Annotated in this window: 16 protein-coding genes; 8 read left to right on the top strand and 8 right to left on the bottom strand. The window is 64.6% G+C overall.

From position 1 onward, the window contains the following. Positions 1–118 precede the first annotated feature (118 nt). The 6 genes from ACIP1U_RS15260 to ACIP1U_RS15235 all read left to right on the top strand — a co-directional run bounded on the left by ACIP1U_RS15260 (position 119) and on the right by ACIP1U_RS15235 (position 6483). Positions 119–634, top strand: a complete 516-nt coding sequence (locus ACIP1U_RS15260) for a thiamine pyrophosphate-binding protein (RefSeq protein ID WP_400316284.1) — start codon at positions 119–121, stop codon at positions 632–634. Positions 635–641: 7 nt separating this feature from the next. After that, positions 642–1241 carry a thiamine pyrophosphate-dependent enzyme gene (locus tag ACIP1U_RS15255; protein ID WP_400316282.1) on the top strand — a complete coding sequence of 200 codons (600 nt, stop codon included), beginning with the start codon at positions 642–644 and terminating at the stop codon, positions 1239–1241. A gap of 46 nt (positions 1242–1287) precedes the next feature. Then, a complete protein-coding gene (locus tag ACIP1U_RS15250) occupies positions 1288–2766 on the top strand; it encodes an aldehyde dehydrogenase (protein WP_400316280.1) in 1479 nt (492 codons plus the stop codon). A 129-nt stretch (positions 2767–2895) separates the two neighbouring features. Further along, complete coding sequence (locus ACIP1U_RS15245; RefSeq protein ID WP_400316278.1) at positions 2896–3891, top strand: Bug family tripartite tricarboxylate transporter substrate binding protein; 996 nt, start codon at positions 2896–2898, stop codon at positions 3889–3891. Positions 3892–3905: 14 nt separating this feature from the next. Continuing rightward, positions 3906–5330, top strand: a complete 1425-nt coding sequence (locus ACIP1U_RS15240) for an FAD-binding oxidoreductase (RefSeq protein WP_400316276.1) — start codon at positions 3906–3908, stop codon at positions 5328–5330. Then, positions 5320–6483, top strand: coding sequence for an acyl-CoA dehydrogenase family protein (locus tag ACIP1U_RS15235; RefSeq protein ID WP_400316275.1), 1164 nt, complete (start codon positions 5320–5322; stop codon positions 6481–6483). Before ACIP1U_RS15240 ends, ACIP1U_RS15235 begins: the two co-directional genes overlap by 11 nt. An 84-nt stretch (positions 6484–6567) precedes the next feature. On the opposite strand, the gene ACIP1U_RS15230 is transcribed toward ACIP1U_RS15235, so the two are convergent. The 5 genes from ACIP1U_RS15230 to ACIP1U_RS15210 form a co-directional block, all read right to left on the bottom strand. After that, entirely contained in the window at positions 6568–7935 is a 1368-nt protein-coding gene (locus tag ACIP1U_RS15230; protein WP_400316273.1) for an MmgE/PrpD family protein, read from the bottom strand. Positions 7936–7979: 44 nt separating this feature from the next. Continuing rightward, positions 7980–9293 (bottom strand): aminotransferase class I/II-fold pyridoxal phosphate-dependent enzyme, encoded by a 1314-nt coding sequence (locus ACIP1U_RS15225; RefSeq protein WP_400316271.1) that lies wholly within the window; start codon positions 9291–9293, stop codon positions 7980–7982. Between the two features lie 204 nt (positions 9294–9497). Further along, on the bottom strand, positions 9498–10403 hold the full coding sequence (locus ACIP1U_RS15220; protein WP_400316270.1) for a LysR family transcriptional regulator: 906 nt from the start codon (positions 10401–10403) through the stop codon (positions 9498–9500). Continuing rightward, positions 10397–11335 (bottom strand): LysR family transcriptional regulator, encoded by a 939-nt coding sequence (locus ACIP1U_RS15215; protein ID WP_400316268.1) that lies wholly within the window; start codon positions 11333–11335, stop codon positions 10397–10399. Before ACIP1U_RS15215 ends, ACIP1U_RS15220 begins: the two co-directional genes overlap by 7 nt. 126 nt (positions 11336–11461) lie before the next feature. Beyond that, positions 11462–12901, bottom strand: coding sequence for an ISKra4 family transposase (locus ACIP1U_RS15210; RefSeq protein ID WP_400316266.1), 1440 nt, complete (start codon positions 12899–12901; stop codon positions 11462–11464). A gap of 537 nt (positions 12902–13438) precedes the next feature. Here ACIP1U_RS15210 and ACIP1U_RS15205 point away from each other — a divergent pair. Together ACIP1U_RS15205 and ACIP1U_RS15200 are read left to right on the top strand one after the other, a co-directional pair. After that, entirely contained in the window at positions 13439–16876 is a 3438-nt protein-coding gene (locus ACIP1U_RS15205; RefSeq protein ID WP_400316264.1) for an adenylate/guanylate cyclase domain-containing protein, read from the top strand. 172 nt (positions 16877–17048) lie between these two features. Further along, complete coding sequence (locus tag ACIP1U_RS15200) at positions 17049–17831, top strand: SAM-dependent methyltransferase (RefSeq protein WP_400316262.1); 783 nt, start codon at positions 17049–17051, stop codon at positions 17829–17831. Between the two features lie 562 nt (positions 17832–18393). Here ACIP1U_RS15200 and ACIP1U_RS15195 read toward each other — a convergent pair. From ACIP1U_RS15195 to ACIP1U_RS15185, 3 genes are all read right to left on the bottom strand, one after another. Continuing rightward, on the bottom strand, positions 18394–19026 hold the full coding sequence (locus ACIP1U_RS15195) for a 2-dehydro-3-deoxy-6-phosphogalactonate aldolase (protein WP_400316260.1): 633 nt from the start codon (positions 19024–19026) through the stop codon (positions 18394–18396). Between the two features lie 30 nt (positions 19027–19056). Further along, positions 19057–19989: a 2-dehydro-3-deoxygalactonokinase gene (locus ACIP1U_RS15190; RefSeq protein ID WP_400316258.1), complete on the bottom strand. Its 933-nt coding sequence runs from the start codon at positions 19987–19989 to the stop codon at positions 19057–19059. A gap of 69 nt (positions 19990–20058) precedes the next feature. Then, a complete protein-coding gene (locus ACIP1U_RS15185) occupies positions 20059–20736 on the bottom strand; it encodes an RraA family protein (protein WP_400316256.1) in 678 nt (225 codons plus the stop codon). Positions 20737–20744: the final 8 nt, after the last annotated feature.

Raw genomic sequence — 20744 nt, 5'->3', positions numbered from 1 at the left:
TCATTCAATTAAATCACTTTCGCGACGTTCGTCCTTGTTCCATGATTCGCTCAGAGCGGCCGATGGCCGACGATGAACCTGGCGGTGCGAGGGCGCTGCCAACTGGAGCGAGAAGACGATGTCGGCGAACTGGCCACGCGAGATTTACCAAGAGTTGAAGGCGGCGAACGTCCGCCAGGTCTGCTATGTCCCGGACGCCGGGCACAGCGAACTGATCCGGCTGTGCGAAGCCGATCCCGAGATCAGCACGGTGTCGCTGACTACGGAGGAGGAAGGCGTGGCCATGGTCGGCGGTGCCTGGCTGGGCGGCGAGCGCGCCGTGCTGCTGATGCAGTCCAGTGGCGTGGGCAACTGCATCAACATGCTGTCGCTGCAGCACGAATGCCGCATGCCGTTCTTCGCCATCGTGACGATGCGGGGCGAGTGGAGCGAGTTCAATCCCTGGCAGGTGGCGATGGGCAAGTCCACGCAGGAGGCGCTGGAGTCGGCCGGCACGTACGTGTACCGCGCCGACGAAGCTGAGGAGGTGGCGAAGACGGTGGGCGCGACGGCGCGCTTTGCCTACCAGACAGGCCGGCTGGCGGCGGTGCTGATCGCCCAGCGTGTGATCGGTGCCAAGAACTTCAATAAGTGAGACTGAGATGAGTGAAGCGCAAAAGGCTGTACTGAATCGCCGCACGGCGATTGCCCGGATCCTGAAGCACCGGGGCGATGCCCTGGTGGTGACGAGCCTGGGCAATCCGACCTACGACGTGGCCTCGACCGGCGACTGCGCCGGCAACTTTTACCTGTGGGGCGCGATGGGCGGCTCAGTGATGGTGGGCCTGGGCATCGCGCGGGCGCAACCGGAGCGTCGCGTGGTGGTGGTTACCGGCGATGGCGAGATGATGATGGGGATCGGCTCGCTGGCCACGGCCGCGGTGGACAAGCCGCAGAACCTGGCGGTGATCGTGATCGACAACGAGCACTATGCGGAGACCGGGATGCAGCCGGCGCACGCCGGGCGCGGTGTGGACATCGCGGGTGTGGCCAAGGCGGTAGGCTTTGACAACGCGCGCACGGTGCGCACGGAGCGGGAACTGGCGGTGCTGGCCGAGGAACTGTTCAGCACGGAAGGCCTGCTGCTGGCCACGGTGAAAGTGACCACCGAGCCGGTGCCCACTGTGCTGCCCCCGCGCGACGGCCCCTTCCTGCGCAGCCGCTTCCGCGAAGCGCTGCTCGGCAGCGACGCCCACAAGTAAGCCCACTCGATCCCCCTTTCTGTAAGGGGAAAGCGACAGGACCGACATGCAAGCTTACAACCATTACATCGGTGGCGAGTGGGTGAAGCCCACTGGCAACGGCTATACCGACAGCAAGAACCCATTCGACGGCCAGCCTTGGGTGCAGATCGCGCGGGGCACGGCGGAGGATGCGGATGCGGCCGTCGATGCCGCCCACGCTGCGTTCCGCAATCCCGCATGGGCGGGCCTGACGCCGACGCAGAGAGGCAAGCTGCTGGCCCGGGTGGCCGACCTGATCGAGCGCGACGCGCAGCACCTGGCCGAACTCGAGACCCGCGACAACGGCAAGCTGTTCGCGGAGATGCACGCCCAGACCCGCTACATCCCGGAGTGGTTCCGCTACTTCGGCGGGCTCGCCGACAAGATCCAGGGCGCGGTGATCCCGCTGGACAAGAAGGGCTACTTCAACTTCACCCGGCGCGAGCCGCTGGGCGTTATTGTCGCCATCACGCCGTGGAACTCGCCGCTGCTGTTGCTGACGTGGAAGCTCGCACCGCTGCTCGCGGCCGGCAATACGGTGGTGATCAAGCCTTCGGAGCACACCTCGGTGTCGACGCTGGAGTTGGCGCGGCTGTTCGACGAAGCGGGCTTTCCGCCGGGCGTGGTCAACGTGGTCACCGGTTTCGGGGCGGAAGTCGGCGAGCGCCTGGTGACCCATCCCAAGGTCAGCAAGATCGCCTTCACCGGTTCGGACGCCAACGGCAAGCTCATCTACCAGACCGCCGCGGCCAGCCTGAAGAAGGTATCGCTGGAACTTGGCGGTAAAAGCCCGAACATCGTGTTCGAGGACGCCGACTTCGACCAGGCCATCAACGGCGTGCTGTCCGGGATCTTCGCCGCCAGCGGCCAGACCTGCATCGCCGGCTCGCGCCTGCTGGTGCAGCGCTCGATCTACAAGCGCTTCCTCGAGCGCCTGGCGGAGCGCGCGGCCACCGCCCGGCTCGGCAATCCGATGCAGCCGGATACCCAGGTCGGCCCGGTAACGACGGAAGTGCAACTGGCCAAGGTGCTCGACTACATCGAGATCGGCAAGGCCGAAGGCGCGGTGCCGCTGTGCGGCGGCAAGCGCGCAAGCGGCAGCGGCATCGACGACGGCTGGTTTGTCGAGCCGACCATCTTTGCCGATGTCGACAACAGCATGCGAATCGCACAGGAAGAAATCTTCGGCCCGGTGCTGTCAGCGATTCCGTTCGACACGCAGGATGACGCCATCCGCATCGCGAACGACAGCATCTACGGCCTCGGTGCCGGCGTCTGGACCCAGAATATCCAGCGTGCGTTCGAGCTGTCGGAAGCGATCGAGTCCGGCATGGTCTGGGTCAATACCTATCGCGCGGTCAGCTTCATGTCTCCCTTCGGCGGCTACAAGCAGAGCGGCATCGGCCGGGAAAGCGGCATCGAGGCCATCGACGAATACCTGCAGACCAAAAGCGTATGGATTGCCGCCGGCGCGACGGTGGACAACCCGTTCATCATCCGCTGACGCAGGAAATGGCCGGGTGCGATGCGTGGTGCACCGCCCCGCAGTCCTGACACCGGGCCCCGCACCGGAATCGTCATGCACCTGGCTGCCGTCACGGGCAGCCGCCCCTAAAAACAGAAAGGAGACAGGATGAGCATCAATATGCTGCTTCAAAAGCGCCTTTGTGCCTCGATGATGCTCGCCATCATCGGGACGATCGGTGCGATCGTGCCGGCGCTGGCGCAGGGCGATGCCTGGCCGGCCAAGCCGGTGCGCCTGATCGTGCCGTTCCCGCCGGGCGGCGGCGGCGACAAGCTTGCCAGGACGCTGGCGCCCAAGCTGGAAGCACTGCTGAAGACGAGCCTGGTGATCGAGAACAAGGGCGGCGGTAACGGCAATATCGCGCTGCAGTCGGTGGCGACTGCACCGGCGGATGGCTACACGATAGGCCTGACCATCATGGACCAGATCGCGCTGAGCCCGTCGCTGTATGACAAGCTGCCGTTCGACTCAGTCCGCGACTTCGCGCCGGTTGGCCTGGTGGTCTCGACGCCCTATGTCTTCACGGTCGAAGCGAAGAACGGTGCTGCCGACCTTGCCGCTGCGGTTGCCAGGGCGAAGAAGGAGCCCGGCAGCGTCAGCATCGGCTATCCGACGGTCAGTGTCCGGCTCGCGACTGAAATGCTGCAACGCCAGTCCGGCGCCAGGTTCAACATGGTTCCGTACCGGGGCATCTCGCAGAGCATGCCCGACCTGCTGGGCGGGCGCGTGGACTTCTGGGCGGGCACCACGGTAACGATGCGCAGCTTTATCGAAGCGGGCAAGGTGCGTGGGGTCGCAATCACCTCGGCCAAGCGCTCGCCCGCGCTGCCGAATATCCCAACGGTGGCGGAAAGCGGCTACCCCGGCTTTGAACTGGTCACTTGGTACGGGATCATGGCCCCCGCGGGCACGCCCAGGCCGGTCATCGACAAGCTCAATGCGCAACTCAATGCCGCGCTCAACGCACCGGAGATCCGCGCAAAGCTGGAGGCGGATGGCGCCCTCGTACTGGGAGGCCCGCCCGAGCGGCTTGCCCAGGTGCTGAAGGAGGACATGGGCAGACTGGGGCCCATGATCAAGCAGGCCGGCATCAAGCCCGACTAAGCGAGGTGACAACCTTGACCATCCTGGACACGCTGCGTGCGATCGTCGGCACTGACCATGTGCTGACGCATGAGCTCGATGGCTATGAGACAGACTGGCGCGGCCTCTACCGTGGCCGGGCCCTGGCGGTGGCATTGCCGGGGAGCACTGACCAGGTCTGCGCCGTGGTCGCCGCATGTGCTGCCGCCCGTGTCGCGATCGTTCCGCAAGGCGGCAACACGGGGCTGGTGGGCGGCGCGGTGCCGGACCAGTCCGGACGCCAGGTCTTGCTCAACCTCAGGCGCATGAATCGCGTGCGCAATCTCGACGAGAAGAACCTGACCCTGACCGTGGAAGCCGGCTGCGTGCTGGAAACCGTGCAGCAGCGGGCCGCGGCGGCCGGCTTGCTGTTTCCGCTGAGCCTGGCCGCCGAGGGCAGCTGCACCATCGGCGGAAACCTCGCCAGCAATGCCGGTGGCACCCAGGTGCTGCGCTATGGCAACGCCAGGGAGCTATGCCTCGGCCTTGAAGTGGTAGCCGCCGACGGTCGCGTGTGGAGCGGCTTGTCCGGGCTGCGCAAGGACAACAGCGGCTATGACCTGCGGCAGCTCTATATCGGCAGCGAGGGAACGCTTGGCGTGATCACCGCCGCAACGCTGCGGCTGTTCCCGCCGCCGGCCTCGACGATGACGGCATGGATCTCCGTGCCCTGCGCCGGTGCGGCCATTGAACTGCTGTCGCTGGCGCAGAGGCAACTCGGCCCGACGCTTTCCGGATTCGAAATCATGGGGCGCGAAGCCGTGGCGCTGGCGGACAAGCATTTCCCCCAGTTGCGCGTGCCGGATGCCCAGGCGTATCCCTGGTATGTGCTGCTGGAACAGTCATCGCACCTGCCGGAAGCGACTGAGCGCCCGCAGTTCGAAAACATGCTGGAGGCGGGCTTCGAGCAGGCGCTGATCGCAGACGCCATCGTCGCGGAGAGCGTGGAACAGGCGAAGCGCCTGTGGCATGTCCGCGAGGCGATCCCGCTGGCGCAGGCGAAGGAGGGCGCGAATTTGAAGCACGATGTCTCGGTCCCGATTTCCCGCATTCCTGAATTCCTGGAGGCGGTTGAGGGCACATTGCGCGCGACCCTTCCCGATGTCCGGCTGGTCCTGCTCGGCCATGTCGGGGACGGCAATCTCCACTACAACGTGCAGGCCCCAGAAGGGGATACCGGCGGGGCTTACTTTGCCCGGCACGGCGACTGGATCACGAAGCAGGTCTACGACGCGGTGGATGCCTGTGGCGGCTCGTTCTCCGCCGAGCATGGCGTCGGGGCGTTCAAGACCGACGAGCTTGCCAAGCGCAAGGACGCAGTCGCGCTGGACCTGATGCAACGCATCAAAGCGGCGCTGGATCCGTTGCACCTGATGAACCCCGGTCGGGTGCTGAAGGCGGTGCCGGTCGATGTCGGCTAACGTCACACCCGCCGGCCCTGAGCGGTCTGATTTCTCACCCACCATTGACCCGCCGGTGGCAGGCGATGACGCGCACCCGGCGGTGCGCGGCCGTATGCGGCGGCTCTGCGCTGCCTTCCCCACTGACTACTTCCGCTCCGAAGATCGCCACCAGGGACAGGCCGAGGCATTTGCCGAGGCGCTGCGCACGGCGGGCTGGTGCAATGCACTGGTTTCGCGGGCCCATGGTGGCCTGGGTTTGTCCCTGGCTGAAGCATGCGCCGCCGTCGAAGCGATCGCCATCCAGGGCGCGCCCGCAGCCGGACTGGTGCAGGAGATGTGCAATCACCTGCTGCTCGTCCGCCATGGCGACATGCTGAAGGATACCTACGTCAGGCACGTGATCGGCGGTACGCTGCGCGTGCCGTCGATGGCGATCTGGAGTCCGGGTGCGAATGCCGATGTTCGCGAGATCGCGCAATGCACGCAAGGCGTCGTCGTCAGCGGCAGGAAGACTCGCGTGTCGCGTGTGCAGAACAGCGACCTGTTGTTGCTGCTGGTGGACGGCGGTACGAAACATCCCGGCGCATCGCTGTACCTGGTAGATCTGCGCGATGCCATCGGGCGCGGGTTGTGGATCGAGCCTTGCGCCAGCCTGGATACGCACGATGCCAGCGACCTGTTGATCGACAAGTTGCTGATCCCGGCAAACCACCTTGTCGGCGAAGCAGGGCAGGGCGCAGCGTGGATCGCGCAGCGGCGGCTGCCGGAGATGATCCTCAGCGCGGCAGCCGCCACGGGCGATGCGCGATGGCTGCTGGCACGCGTAAGCGATCTCAGGCCTGGAAGCCAGAACGATAGCGGGGAAGGCTGGAGCCCGGTACTCGTCAAGGCATGGTCTGCCATCGAGGCAGCAAACGTGATGTACGCGAGGGCGGCGCAACGCTACGATCTTCTCGCCAGTTGCGAGGGCGAAGCGCGAATGGCGCTGACGCTCGCGCTCGAAGCGGTCTCGTGCGCAGCGCAGTTGGCGTACCGCCACCCCGAGGCACTGGACCAGGACGTGGACAGGAAGCTGCGGGAGTCGCGCAAGCACCAGGTGATGCCGTTCGCGACGGACCTCGCGCTGGCTTACATCAGCGAACACGTACTCCGCATCCCGCGCCATCAGTAAGCTGCCGGGTTCTTCATAGCGAAAAAAATCCCTCGACACCGGTCGAGGGAACCCAAAGTCGCCAGGAGACGGCAGGCGAATGTCCTAGCTGGCAGCGTCCGGAAGGATCGCGCCGATGCGCGGCGCTGCTTCCAGTTGCCAGATTTCCCTGAAGAAGGCATGGATCTCTTCGACGCTGGCGGAGGCAGAGAAGTCGGCCAGGCGCGCAAATTTGTCCTGGATCTCCTCCCTCGACAGCGTGTTGCCCGGATCGCCCTTGGGCTCGTCGACACGCCCGGAGAAAGACTTGCCGTCTTCCGTGGTCACGCTGACCTTGCCGATCCAGCGGCGGGGGTAGGCACTATCCACTTCCTCATCGAGTTGCATGGAGACCTTGTCGCGGAACGCGACCACCGCGGCGTCCTGGAAGTGCGACTCGAAGTCACGGACGCTGGCACTGCCGCGTTCGGCAACCAGCCCGAGTACCGTGCCCATCGAGAACTTCGCCTGGTGCGCGGTGACCGGGTTCACCACGGGTCCCAGCACATCGATCGCGCCCTGGTGGACGTGGGTCACCACCTCGCGGATATTGGCCGGCTGAATCTGGTTGTCTGCCAGCACCCGCGCCAGCGCATCCGCGGCGGGGTGCGTGTGGCGGCACGAGGCGTGGTATTTGAAGGACGTCTCGACCACGGTCCAGCGTGAGCCAAGGCCGTCGACCAGCTTCGCGGCATCGGCATCCGTGGACATACCGGCAGCCATGCCGCGCGGCCCTTCCAGGATACGCTTTGCGCCCTGGAAACCGTCCTTGGCAAGGAAGGCGGACATCATGCCGTCGGCGGCTGCCTTGGCGGTATGGAGTTGCTTGGAATCGGCGGCGTCGGCGAGGAATTCCCACAGGCCCGCTGCCTGCGTACCGGCCGAGCCGAAGGCGTCCAGCATCTGTGCCGGCGTCAGTCCCAGCAGGCGCCCGGCCGCCGCGGCGGCTGCAAGCGTGCCGGCGGTGCCGGTGGTATGGAATACGCGGTAGTGCGAGCGCCCGAGGAACTCGCCGACGCGGATTCCGACTTCGTAGCCCACGATAGCGGCCGTAATGAAGTCCTTGCCGCTGGCGCCTGCTTCCTGTGCGACCGCAAGCACCGCGGGAAAGACCACGGCCGCCGGATGGAAGACCGAGCCATTGTGCACGTCATCCTGCTCGGCATAGTGGGAGCTGGCGCCATTGATGAAGGCGGCAAAGTAGGGCGTGGTGCGCTCGCGCGAGATCAGGACCTCGCAGGAGCCCGATGCCGGCGCCATCCGTCGCGCAAAGGCGGCCAGCGCTTCGACCGGCCTGCCGCCTTTGCCTGCCAGCGTGGAGCCGACCCAGTCGGCGTACAGGTTCTTGGCGCGCTCGACGACTTCAGCCGGGATGTCCGCGTACTGCAACGTCGCTGCAAAACGCGCCAGCACAGCGCTTTGTGCTTCACTCATCTGTCTTCCTCTTTGCTTGATGTGGGGCGGATATGCCACCGGCTTCAGACCAGTACCACCTCGCCGTGGACGGTCTCTGCCGCGGCCAGTCTGGTGCAGATCGCAATCGCCTCGGCCGCTGCGGCGACCTGCTCCAGGCTGGGCGATGACGGGGCAATGCGCAGCGTGCGGTCATCCGGGTCGATCCCGCCAGGAAAGGGCGCGCCGGCATCGGTAAGGATCACGCCGGCGTTGCGGCAAAGGTCGACAACCCGGCGAGCGGTGCCGGGTACAACATCCAGCGTGATGAAGTAGCCGCCGGCGGGCTCGGTCCACGACACCTGCGTGAGCCCGCCCAGGTATTGCCTGAAGATCTCGATCACGCGCGCGAAGCGCGGCGCGAGGATCGCGCGATGCTGGCGCATCAAGGCCTTCAGCCCTGCCTCGTCCCGGAGAAACCGCACATGGCGGAGCTGGTTGAGCTTGTCCGGCCCGACGCTGCGGAACGCCGCATGCTTGAGATACCACGCGATGTTCTGGCTCGAGCTGCCCAGCAGGGCGAGGCCGGCGCCGGCAAAAGTGATCTTGGAGGTCGAGGCAAAGACCAGCGCACGGTTGGCATGGCCATGCGCCACGCAGAGCTCCGCGAGGCTGGCAATCTCCGTTTCCTGGTCGCTAAGGTGGTGCAACGCGTAGGCGTTGTCCCAGAAGATTCGGAAATCCGGCGCGGCCGTCGGCATCGCAGCCAGCTCCCGGACGACCTCGTCGGCGTACACCGTGCCGGTCGGATTGCTGTACTTCGGCACACACCAGATGCCGCGGATCGACCGGTCCTGCGTCACCAGCGTACGTACGGCTTCCATATCGGGACCGTCGTCGCGCAGCGGCACCGGGATCATCCGGATGCCAAAGGCCTCGCACAGCTTGAAATGCCGGTCATAGCCCGGCACGGGGCACAGGAAAGCGATGCCTCCCGCCACGTCCTGCCACGGGCCGTCACCATCGGGCACGCCATTGCGGCACGCATACGCCAGGCAGTCATGCATCAGCGCCAGGCTGGAGTTGCCTTCCACCACGGTGTTCTCCGGCGGCACGCCCAGTACGCAGGCAAACAGCCTGCGCGCTTCCAGGATGCCCTGCTGGCCCATGTAGTTGCGGCAATCCGTACCTTCCTCGGCGCGGTAGTCGTCGGGGCCGGGCAGTGCCAATAGTGCTTCTGACAGCGCAAGCTGTTCGGCGGATGGCACGCCCCGTGCCAGGTTGAGTTTCAGCTTTCTGTCGCGCAGTGCGCGGTACTCAAGCAGGCAGGCTTCAAGGCCAGGCACGCCGTTCGCCGCCTTCAACTCTTCATCAATCATGCGTGGCCAGTTCGCTGGCATCGTCTTCTCGCTCCGGGCGGCTGCGCTCGCGCGCGGCCAGGTTCATCGTCGGCCATTGGCCGCTCCGAACCCATCATGGGCGATCGAATGGCTTCGCGAAAGCGATTTATTTGGATGGTTTTCCATTCCCATGTGAGATGGTTTTCGTGCGCAGAGAGGCCACCCGCCAGGGCCGGCGGCATGAGGCTGTCCGGGCCCCGGGAACTAGCCTAGCGATGCAGGCGCGCGCATCCGGGTGAAGTTGCAGCACTCGCGCGCCAGCTCCGCCACCGCAAGGCCAAGGGCGGTCTGTTCGGGATAGATGGCGCAATAGCGAACGGCGGGGGCGGGCGGGTCGGTCTCGACGATCTGCAGGCGGCCCTGCGCGACTTCGTTGGTGAAGAACTCGCGTGGCAGACAACTGACGCCGATGCCGGCTTCGATCAACCCCGCCAGCGTAATGATGCTGCGGCTGCCGCCGAGCCGGGTCGGCTCGACGCCGACCTGCTCGAACAGCCGCGCGCATAGCGCGGTGATGATCGAGGTCCGGTCCTGTTCGATGACCGGCAAGGTCGCGAGCTGCTGCAGCGGAACCACTTCTCCGCGATTGAACGTTCCGGGCGGGCTGAACCAGGCGAATTCGACCAGCTCAAGATTGACCCTGGCTGCCGAGCGCGTGACAAAGGCTTCGGGCAGGATGGCCACGTCGAGCTGCCCGTCGATGATCTTGTCGCGCAGCACCGCGGAGTGGTCGATATGCGGTTGCAGGGTCAGTTGTGGATAGAGCGCCCTGACCTTGCGCACTAGCGCAGGAAACCACGACATGGCGACCAGCTCCGTGACCCCGACGTGCACCACGCGCGGGATATTGCGTGTCGATGCTTGGATCTCCTCGAGGTGCGCCACGCTTTCCAGCAGGTCGGCGCAGAGCAGCATCATCTCGTGGCCCCTGGCAGTGAGCGAGGCCTTGCGCCCAGCCTGTTCAAACAGCGGCGAGGCGGATAGCCGCTCCACTTCCTGCAAGCGCTTGGTGGCGGCGGACTGGGTCACGTGCAGCTTGTCGGCGGCGCGTTGCACCGTGCCGAGCTTTGCTACCCAGTAAAACGCCTCAATCTGCTTAATCGTCAGCATCGGGCAAGGCTCCCTGCGTGGCGGCTTTCCGTGCTTTGCTCGTAAGGCCGCTCGAAGTCACAGGTCTGTTGAGCCAGCGCGGCGATGGTGCGATAGAAGGGCGTGGCCGAGTCGGCACGCAGTAACGCCACATAGCGGATGGGCGGCAGGCCGGGGGTAGCGTGGACTTCCCGCAGCAAGCCCTGGTTCACCAGCCCGCGCGAAACGACCACCGGCAGGTAGACTACGCCGAGCCCGGACACGGCAATACCGCCCAGCGCAGCAATGCTGTTGCTCAGCAAAGTGTTCTTCGGTGTCAGGCTGTTCCTGGCAAACCAGTTTCGCATCAGCACGCCGGCGCCGGATTGAGGCCCCTGCATCAGCAGCGGATACTTGCTGAGCTCTGCCACTTTCATGCGGGTATGGGGCAGGTCGAGGGTCGGGCTGCAGAACCAGGCGTTCCTGACTTCCCCCAGCCGGGTGCGCAACAGTCCGGTCAGGTCGAATGCGTTCGGCACGACGATCAGGTCAAGCTGGCCGGTACGCAGGCGGTCATGCAGCGGGACACTGTGCTCGACTTCCAGTTCGACCACGACCTGGGGGAACTGCGAGCGGATCGCATCCACGAACGAGGGCAGCCAGGTGAGTGCGGTCAGCTCGGTAACGCCGAGCCGCAACTTGCGTACCAGTGCGTCCTTGCGCACGAACTGGTCGAGCAGGACGCTGCGTTTCTTCAGCACGTCGCGCGCACGGGCAAGGACCTCGGCCCCCTCCAGCGTCAGCCTGGCCGTGCGGCCCGAACGGTCGAACAGCGGGTAGCCGAAACTGTTCTCAAACTCCTTGATATGCCGGGACACCGCCGACTGCGCGATGTCCAGCTTCTCGGCGGCGGCGTCGAACGACCCCATCTCGCTGATGGCGACGAATGCCTCCAACTGCTTGAATGTGGTCACCTGGCCGCTCCGCGTCATCTGATCGTCTGATCAGTTTATGGAATGTGATTGGAGCTGATTCTATCTCACTCAAATTGTCGGCGCCTTGGGTCCCCTCGCTTGATCAACAACTGTTGAGGGAAGCCGTTAAAAAGGCCGGGACGGTTTCTGCCAGGGCCAAGACACACGGCGCTGGCCAATCCAAGGAAAATCTCGTTGAGCGAGCTCGTGAAGCTCTTGGTTCAAGAGAGCGACGCGCACTTGCACGAGACTGTTTGCCCCCGTACGACTCCAACGCATATGTTGGCTTTTACACATGCGGCGGCCAATGATTCGATTGATAGATGATTCGACAAAGCCGGTTGCGATTCGTAGGCCAACACGCTGTCGGGTTCGGTAGTCGATCAATGAATCGAGGTTGCTGTTAAGGTAGCAAACTAGATTAAGAAGCTTATCGCAGGCTTGTTCTGCTGCGCGGCTCCATTTCGGGTCAAGTTCCTTACGCAACTCAAGCAGACGAAATAACGTTTGAGCGAGGTTCTGCCAACGCACCGTCTGACCAGTCCAGACGTCACTGCGGAAACGAACAAAGGTCTCCCAAAGCTCGAACACTGATCCATCGGCCGTAAGGCGCCCATAGGCCAGAGGCGCGATAGCTTGATCGACGTGCCGCATCATTCGACCAATGTGGGCCCAGTCGAGTACCCATTCGGTATCGAACGGAAGGTTGTCAGCAACCCCGGCAAGATCCCGGGCGCCGTCAGTCACGACACAGACTTCGTTGGGATCGTTGTATCCGCTGTCCTCCAAAAAATTCATCATTTCTTCGTGCAGTCGCTTGGTGCGCGGCATGGCGGATGCCCAGACCCGTGGTTGTTTGCCACTCTGGCCTAATGCCGCGACGACGACGGCTATCGACGATGAGCTTTGGTACGCTTCTGCGCGATTGTCCTTGCCGGCGCCCTTGTGATTGCTTCGTGCTCGCTTAACGTAGCCAACATCGATGCCAAGCTCGGCGATGGGTTTTCTTTCCTCGCACCATCGCCGCACGGGCCGTGCGTGCAGGAGGTATTTGCCTACGGCCATGGTGTGATTGCGGATGGTGACGTGGCTATCTCGTCCGGAGGTCGGTAACAAAAGGTCCATAACCTGCTTTGCCTGCCGATAGGGCATTGTGGCGCCCAGTTCAGCATGCAGCCATCGCAGCTCCCCTGTGCTTGCTTCCTTAATGTAATTCTTGAGCGGCGACACATACCTCGATCGATCAGCACCACACTTGCAAGCTTTCCAGCGATCGCGACAGTAAAAGACCTTTCCCAGCGTAGTCTTCAGCTCGGAGGAGTGTCCGTCATGTACTCGACGGAGAGCGCCGCAGGCCTTACAAGCTTGCTGCGATGCGCAGTAGCGACTGACCTGCTCTTCGACGAATTCCTGTTGGACGCAGTTGACTAATGACTTGCCTTCAGTAAGGGACAAGCCGACGTCGCCGGAAGACGCGCAGTCGGCGCGGTGAAACCGCATCAACTCAACCCGTCTGACCGCAGTGGCATTGCCATCGTCGAACTCGAGAACGATCGTGCATCGCATGTCGGCTCTCCGTCTCTTTGATACCGAGACGATACGCCGACGGCGGGCGGTATCCCAGGGTTTTTAACGGCTTCCTTCAACACACAGTCCTTGCGCTGGGTTGTGATGGGATAAAACGCAATTAATCGCCCGGTTCGAACTGCAACCATGAACGTGCTCATAGGCAGCCGCCGACTGTCCGCTACGCTCAACGGGTCGCGACATCAGCGGCGTTGACGACCAGAATCTGTCAGGATGATCGTTCCGTCACCGTCAGTATAATTTCACGACCATGAAATAACCGAGCGAGCAGCCTCCACGCTGACGGTCCTGCTCAAGCCACGGATGGTCGTCTTACCTCGACCAGTGGGGGGATCGTCGGCGTAGTGGGGGAGGCGGGTATCGTCCATCGCGACGGTGCGCCACTGCGCGCGCCCCGATTTGGCCGGCCCCGGCTGACCGATCGCAGCGCGCGATGCCTGACCGCCGCTGCCTTGCCAAGCGCAAGGATTGCGCCTGTAATGGGGGCGTGGCGGCCACAGGCAGGCAGGGGACGAGATGCGCTGCACCAATTGCCAGTTTGAGAACCCCGCGGGCGCCAGGTTCTGCGAGGCGTGTGGGCAAAGGCTTGCGCAGATCTGCCTGCAATGCGGCCACGAGTCCAGCGCCACCGCCAAATTCTGCGGGGCATGCGGTGCCTTGTTGACCGATACGGTGGCCGCGCCCCGGCAGATTCCGCCGCCGGCGCCGCCCATCCCGGCCCCGGTCCTCTACACGCCGCCCCATTTGGCCGAGCGGATTCGCGCCGAGCAGGCCGCCATGGAAGCCAAGGGCGTGGACGCCGGTGGCGAGCGCAAGACCATCACCGCACTGTTCGCGGACATGGCCGGCTCGACGGCGTTGATCCAGGACCTGGACCCGGAGGAAGCCCGCAGCCTGATCGACCCGGTCGTGACGCTGATGATGGAAGCCGTCCATCACTATGAGGGGTACGTGGCCAAATCGCTGGGCGATGGCATCCTGGCCCTGTTCGGCGCACCGATCGCCCACGAGGATCATGCGCTGCGGGCGCTGTTTGCAGCACTTCGCATGCAGCAGGCCATGCGCCGCCATAGCGACCGCGTGCGGCTGGAGCGGGCCATCCCGCTGCAGATCCGGGTCGGCGTGCATACCGGGGAAGTGGTGGTGCGCTCGATCCGCAAGGACGACCTGCGCACCGACTACGATCCGGTGGGCCACACGATCCACATCGCCGCGCGGATGGAAGGGGTCGCGACACCGTCATCGATCCTCGTCAGCGAACCGACCCACCGGCTGACCGACGGATATTTTGAGTTCAAGGCACTGGGGCGTACCCAGATCAAGGGGCTGCGTGAGCCGCTGGCGGTGTACGAGGTGCTCGGCCTGGGGGCATTGCGCACGCGGCTGCAGGTGGGGGCGCACCGTGGCCTGGCGCGATTCGTCGGGCGCGAGGCCGAGCTGCAGCGCCTCGGTGAGGCGCTGGAACTGGCCAGGGCGGGGCAAGGGCAGATCGTCGGCGTGGTGGGGGAGGCGGGCGTCGGCAAATCGCGCCTGTTCCATGAGTTCAAGGCGCGCGCGCAGCAAGGCTGCATCGTGCTCGAGACCTTCTCGGTGTCGCATGGCAAGGCGTTTCCTTACCTGCCGCTGATCGACCTGCTGCGCAACTACTTCCAGATCACGGCACAGGACGACGAACGCCGCTATCGCGAGAAGGCCACCGGCAGGCTGCTGATCCTGGATCGCTCGCTGGAGGAGCATCTGCCCTACCTGTTGTACCTGCTGGGCATCATCGAACCCGGTTCGGCGCTGCCGACGATGGATCCCGCGATCCGGCGCCGGCGCACCTTCGACGCGATCGCAAGGCTGCTGGTGCGCGAGAGCCAGAACCAGACGCTGATGGTGCTGTTCGAAGACCTGCAATGGCTCGATAGTGAGACCGAAGCGTTCCTCGATGTTCTCATCGCGCAGGTGCCGGGCGCGCGGATCCTGCTGCTGGTCAACTATCGCCCCGAATACCGACATGACTGGGGCCGCCATCCCTGTTACACCCAGCTGCAGCTGGAACCGCTGGGCCAGGCGGAGGCGCAGGGGCTGCTCACGGCGCTGCTGGGCGATGATCCCTCGCTGGTGCCGCTCAAGCCGCTGATCCTGGCCAAGACCGAGGGCAACCCGTTCTTCATGGAGGAAGTCGTCCAGACCCTGGCCGAGGAAAACGCCTTGCTCGGCCAGCCCGGCCACTACCGGATCGACAAGGCCCCGGTGGCGATGCATATCCCGACGACGGTACAGGGGGTGCTGGCGGCCCGTATCGACCGGCTGCCGGTCCCGCAGAAGGAACTGCTGCAGTCGCTGGCGATCATCGGCACGGAGTTCCCGTCCAGTCTGGTCCGGCATGTCACGGGGCAGCCCGAAGCATCCCTGCACCCGCTGCTGGTTGACCTCCAGGCGGGGGACTTCATCTATGAGCGTCCCGCTTACCCCGAGGTGGAGTACGCGTTCAAGCATGCACTGACCCAGGAGGTGGCGGGCAACTCCCTGCTCTCGGGCCAGCGCAGCAGCCTGCATGAACGCACGGCCCAGGCCATCGAGGCGCTGTTTCCGGACCGGCTGAAGGACTACTGCAGCGAGCTGGCACACCACTACAGCCAGAGCGGCAATGTGTCGAAGGCGGTCGAGTACCTGCAGCTGGCCGGCAAGCAGGCGCTGCAGCGCTCCGCCCAGCTCGAGGCGATCGAGCATCTTAGCGCGGCGCTCGACTTGCTGAAGAGCCTGCCCGACACCCCGGAACGCCTGCGCGAGGAACTGACGCTGCTGCTGACGCTCGGCCCGGCCTGGATGGCAGCACGAGGCTACGGCGCGCCGGAGGTGGAGGCGACCTACACGCGGGCCCTCGCCCTAAGCGAACAGGGCGGGGAAACGCCGCAGTGCTTCTCGGCACAGCTCGGCTTGTGGTCCTTCTACCTGTTGCGGTCGCAACTCAAGACGGCGCAAGCGCTGGGGGAGCGGCTGCTCAGCCTCGCGCAGGACGCGCAGGACCCTGAACAGCTGGCCGAGGCGCACCGCGTGCTCGGCTCGACCGTATTCCGCCTGGGCCAGATCAGCCTGGCCCGTACCCACATGGAGCAGGCGCTGGCACTGCACCGCCCCGACCGGCAGTCATACGATCATCTGATGCACTATGCACGCAACCCCGCGGTTCACATGCGCAGCACGCTGAGCTGGATCCTGTGGTATCTGGGCTTGCCGGACCAGTCCCAGGCGCGCTCGGAAGAGGCACTGGTGCTGGCCAGGCAGGCCGCCGACCCGTTCGACCTTGCCCTCGCCCTGATCTTCGCGGCCGAACTGCATCAGCGTCGGGGCGAACTCGAACCGGCGCTGGAGTACACCAATGCCGCGCTCGCCCTGTCGAGCGAACAGGGGTTCCCACTCTATTTGGCGCGGGCGACGATCCTGCGCGGCTGGGCGCTCGCCAGGCAAGGCAGCCATGAGGCGGGCATCGCACTGATGCAGCAGGGTCTTGGCGCCCACGAAGCCACTGGGGCCACACTGGGACGCCCATCCCTGCTGGGACTGCTCGCCGATGCTTATGGCAGGGCAGGGCAGTCTGAATCGGCGCTGCGCGTGCTGGGCGACGCGCTGGCACTGGTGAGCAACACCGGCGAGTGCTTCGATGCAGCGACGTTGAATCGCCTCCAGGGAGAGTCGATGCTGCAGTTGCCAGACGCGCATGCCACGTCGTCAGCCAACGCCGAAGCCGCGCAGGCATGCTTCCAGAAGGCCATTGCGCTCGCCCGTCACCAGGGGGCCAAGTCCATCGAGCTGCAGGGTGTGCTGAGCCTGGCCCGGCTTTGGTCCCGCCAAGGCAAGAGCGACGCTGCGCGGCAAATTCTGACCGAGACCCATGCTTCCTTCACGGAGGGATTCGATACCGTGGATGCGCGTCAGGCAAGAGAGCTACTGGAGCATCTGTCGTAAGCTGCGTACTCCGGCCGAATCGTGACCAGTCATTCCGGATTGTCGTGACCGCGGATTCCGGCATCGTGACCGGCATTTCCGGCATATCGTATCAAGTGTGTCGATAAAGTTATTATCTGTGTACCGTTAGTGACGCACCGAATCCATTCGCACCCGTAAGGAGTTTTCTAAAGTGGACATTCCACGAATCTTCAACATCACCGAAAGTGCTCACCGCATTCACAACCCGTTCACACCCGAAAAGCTCGCCACTCTCGGCGAGGCGTTGCGCCTGGAACCGGGGACCAGTGTGCTCGACCTCGGCAGCGGTTCGGGCGAGATGCTGTGCACCTGGGCACGCGATTTCGGAATCATTGGCACCGGTATCGACATGAGCCAGTTGTTCTCCGAGCAAGCGAAACTCCGCGCTGAAGAACTCGGCGTCGCCGATCGAGTCGAGTTCATCCACGGCGACGCTGCCGGCTACGTCGCCGACGGAAAGGTCGGTGTGGCAGCCTGTGTCGGTGCCACGTGGATTGGTGGGGGAGTTGCCGGCACCATCGAGCTCCTGACAAAGAGTCTCAGCACTAACGGAATCATCCTCATCGGCGAGCCCTACTGGCGGCAGTTACCACCGACGGAAGACGTTGCCAAAGAATGCGTTGCCGGTTCGATCTCCGACTATCTCATGCTTCCTAAACTTCTCGCGTCTTTCGGCGACCTCGGCTACGACGTCGTAGAAATGGTTTTGGCAGACCAGGAAGGCTGGGACAGGTATGAGGCGGCTAAGTGGCTCACCATGCGTCGATGGCTCGAAGCGAATCCCGACGATGACTTCGCGAAAGATGTTCGAGCCCAACTAACCTCGGAACCCGAACGCTACGCCTCGTACACGCGTGAATACATGGGCTGGGGCGTGTTCGCTCTGATGGCGCGGAGCGTTAAGAACCTTGGGGTATCGGGGGAAGGTGCCTAGCATTGAGCCAGAGAGCGTGCAAAAAGGGAGACCACCAAGGGAGGGCCGCTCGAGCATCTGGGAGCCGCGCCGGCTCCGTGTGGACTACGCTGATCGGTATCGCCACGGTGGGAGCAAACCATGCGGTGGATCATCGAAGCCAGGTTGGCCGACGAGGGCAGCGACACCAGCCATGCGTTGACGGAGTTTTGGCCGTGATTGAGCGCTGTGACTGTAGCCTTGCGGACTTGGGCCTGACCCTCGCGGAGGGGCGGTCGCTGTCGGCCAAGGTGCAGGCCGAGCTGGTTTCGAAGCAAGTGGAGGGGTGGCTCTCGGGCCAGACCCATTGTCGGTGCTACGGCGCTTGAGAATTTCCTCCTCAGGGAAGGACAGCCGCTCGACGGTGCTGCGCACTGTGTACGGGAAAGTAACGGTAAAGAGTCCGCGGCTATGGGCGTGTGCTTGCCAACGGATTGTGCGGAAGCCGCGGTGTGTGAACCACCCAGTTCGTGCCTGGAAGCGGCTGCTCAGCGCTTGCTGACAAAGCAAAGGTGGTTGGCGTCGAGCTCGTCTACAGTTCTGCTCAAACTGCCTTCGTCTGCATCCGGCGCCATGCCGCGGCAAAGACCGCGGCATTCTGACCCACGACGTGGGCATCCACCCCCGGCTTGTATAGCGCCGACCCCAGCCCAAAGCCCGATGCTCCGGCGCGCACGTAGGGTTCCATCGCAGACGGCGTGATACCGCCGACGGGCAGCAGGCGGGTTCCCGCGGGAAAGACACTGGCCCACGCCTTGAGCACGGCAGGCGTGATGGCCTCGGCGGGAAACAACTTCAGCGCGTCGGCCCCATTCTTCAGTGCCGAGAACCCCTCGGTAGGCGTCGAAACGCCCGGCGCACATAGCATTCCGGCGGCCTTGGCGGCGCGCACGATTTCGGGGTCGCTGTGTGGCATCACCACCAGGCGCCCGCCGGCCCGTGCGATCTGTTCTACCTGCCCGGTACCGGTCACCGTGCCAGCGCCGACGAGGATGTCTGGACCCAGCGCCTCGGCGAGACGGCGGATGCTCTCGATTGGATCGGGCGAGTTCAACGGCACCTCGATGATCGAGAATCCGTTTGCGACCAGGGCGTGGCCAATGGCAACGACCTCGTCGGGAGAGGCACCCCGCAGGATCGCAACAAGCGGCAAGCGGTCGAGATAACGTTGCATCATGAAAAGTCGCTCACTGAAGTCAAACTAGCCTCAGTCGACGAGGCCGGCCTGTCGTGCGATATGCCAGAGTCCGGCTTCGGCCGCCCCAGCGATCGCGGGGGCGTCGTCGATGCCGAAGCAGGCGAGGGCGCGGCGATAGCGGGCCACCAGTCCCGCTTCGCCGATCAGGACGACGCGCCTTGTCGGCACGCTCAGCGCGCAGCGCAACTCGTCGCCGATCAGCAGGCCCGACAGAAAGCTGAGGCTGCCGGAGGCCGGCATGGCGCCGAGCACCACGCATGCCCGGGCGGAGAAGAGGAGGGCGGCAATGCCTTCCTTGCTCGCCTGCGCCGCGGCGAGCCCCTGTTCGAACGCAGCGTCGTCTGGTTGCGTGTCGGCGCTGCTTTCACGCGCAAAGCGGCCCAGGATCGAATGGTGCTGCAATACCGCGAATAACTCGCCCGTCATGAAGGTCTGGAAGCCGCTGATGCGCCCGGCGGACAGGTCGACCCACTTGCTATGGGTGCCAGGCAGCAGCAGCCGGGCGCCCGCGCAAAGCGCGGGTTGCAATGCCATGGCGCCAAATATCTGGGTCTCTTCCCCCCGCATGACTTCCGGACGCGGCTGGCGCAGCGAAACGCCCGGCACGATGTGCAGCGTCCCGCCGTCTCCAGCCGGCACTTGCCGCAAGCCGCTGGCCATCTCGGCCAGTCCGGCAGTGCCATCGCAATAGGGCACTTCCTGCCATCCCTGCGCGCTGCCGACCATCCCCGACGCGATGGTCGGCAGGTGCGGCGCACTGCGGCGCCAGTCGCCCGCGATCTGCGCGAACACATCGGGAAAGGCGCCCGGCGGCACGCGCATGATGCCCGAGGGCGCCGAGCGCTGCGCAAGCACGGCGCCGGCGTCGCCAAGCAACAGCGCGCGCAGCGATGACGTGCCCCAGTCCAGCGCGATCAGGCGCGCCGCATCGACTGTATTCATGGTTGCACCTGTGGCGATGGTCCGGCAGTGGGGAAATCGCTGCGCGGAAGCAGGCAGCGCTGCTTCATGCTAGATCCGTCCAAACTTGTCCAGCAGATCCTGGAACGTCTTGCCTTCAAGGATCAGCGCGCGCATGGCTTCCTCATTGCGGGCGATTGTCGTGGCGCGTTCGTACACGTCTGCCATGCTGGCTTGCGGTACCACCGCGACGCCAATCTCGTCTGCCACGACCAGGTCGTCGGGATTGACAATCACGCCTCCACACGAGATCGGAACATTGATCGCGAGCGGCTCGCGGCGCCCGCTCAGCGCCGTGTGGGCTTGGCGGGGGCCGGAGGCCTTGGCCGAGATCGGGAAGCCGAGGAACTTGGCTTCGTCGGTATCGCGGCAGCTGCCATCGATGATGGCGCCCACGACGCCTGCGTTCCGGGCCAGCCCCGTCATGAGGCCGCCCCAGATCGAGGTCTCGGTTTCGCCAAAGGCATCGATGACGATGACATCGCCGGGCCTGGCGACGTTAAAGACTTCAAGGCAATCGACGATGTCGCCGGCAGTCAGCTGCACCGTTAGCGCCGGGCCGATGATCTTCTTGTCGGCGGCCTTGGGCTTGATGTCATGCCGCATCGTGCCGGCGCGCTCGAGCGCGTCGGAGACGACGCACGACAGCGACATGACATTGGTCATAGCCACGAATCTGGCGACAAGATCGCGATCGATCGATGGGGGTGGATTGACGACGATGCTCATCATTCTCC

It is taken from the genome of Cupriavidus sp. NPDC089707 (assembly GCF_044748965.1).
GTDB lineage: Bacteria > Pseudomonadota > Gammaproteobacteria > Burkholderiales > Burkholderiaceae > Cupriavidus.
Note: the sequence above shows the minus strand (reverse complement) of the source record. Positions and strands in the feature narration are given on the sequence as shown.

Bases quoted from the DNA above. Each gene is read 5' to 3' on its own strand.
- ACIP1U_RS15190 (WP_400316258.1), bottom strand. From the start codon at position 19,989: ATGAATACAGTCGATGCGGCGCGCCTGATCGCGCTGGACTGGGGCACG.
- ACIP1U_RS15250 (WP_400316280.1), top strand. From the start codon at position 1,288: ATGCAAGCTTACAACCATTACATCGGTGGCGAGTGGGTGAAGCCCACT.
- ACIP1U_RS15260 (WP_400316284.1), top strand. From the start codon at position 119: ATGTCGGCGAACTGGCCACGCGAGATTTACCAAGAGTTGAAGGCGGCG.
- ACIP1U_RS15210 (WP_400316266.1), bottom strand. From the start codon at position 12,901: ATGCGATGCACGATCGTTCTCGAGTTCGACGATGGCAATGCCACTGCG.
- ACIP1U_RS15185 (WP_400316256.1), bottom strand. From the start codon at position 20,736: ATGAGCATCGTCGTCAATCCACCCCCATCGATCGATCGCGATCTTGTC.
- ACIP1U_RS15230 (WP_400316273.1), bottom strand. From the start codon at position 7,935: ATGAGTGAAGCACAAAGCGCTGTGCTGGCGCGTTTTGCAGCGACGTTG.
- ACIP1U_RS15195 (WP_400316260.1), bottom strand. From the start codon at position 19,026: ATGATGCAACGTTATCTCGACCGCTTGCCGCTTGTTGCGATCCTGCGG.
- ACIP1U_RS15220 (WP_400316270.1), bottom strand. From the start codon at position 10,403: ATGCTGACGATTAAGCAGATTGAGGCGTTTTACTGGGTAGCAAAGCTC.
- ACIP1U_RS15235 (WP_400316275.1), top strand. From the start codon at position 5,320: ATGTCGGCTAACGTCACACCCGCCGGCCCTGAGCGGTCTGATTTCTCA.
- ACIP1U_RS15255 (WP_400316282.1), top strand. From the start codon at position 642: ATGAGTGAAGCGCAAAAGGCTGTACTGAATCGCCGCACGGCGATTGCC.
- ACIP1U_RS15245 (WP_400316278.1), top strand. From the start codon at position 2,896: ATGAGCATCAATATGCTGCTTCAAAAGCGCCTTTGTGCCTCGATGATG.
- ACIP1U_RS15205 (WP_400316264.1), top strand. From the start codon at position 13,439: ATGCGCTGCACCAATTGCCAGTTTGAGAACCCCGCGGGCGCCAGGTTC.
- ACIP1U_RS15225 (WP_400316271.1), bottom strand. From the start codon at position 9,293: ATGCCAGCGAACTGGCCACGCATGATTGATGAAGAGTTGAAGGCGGCG.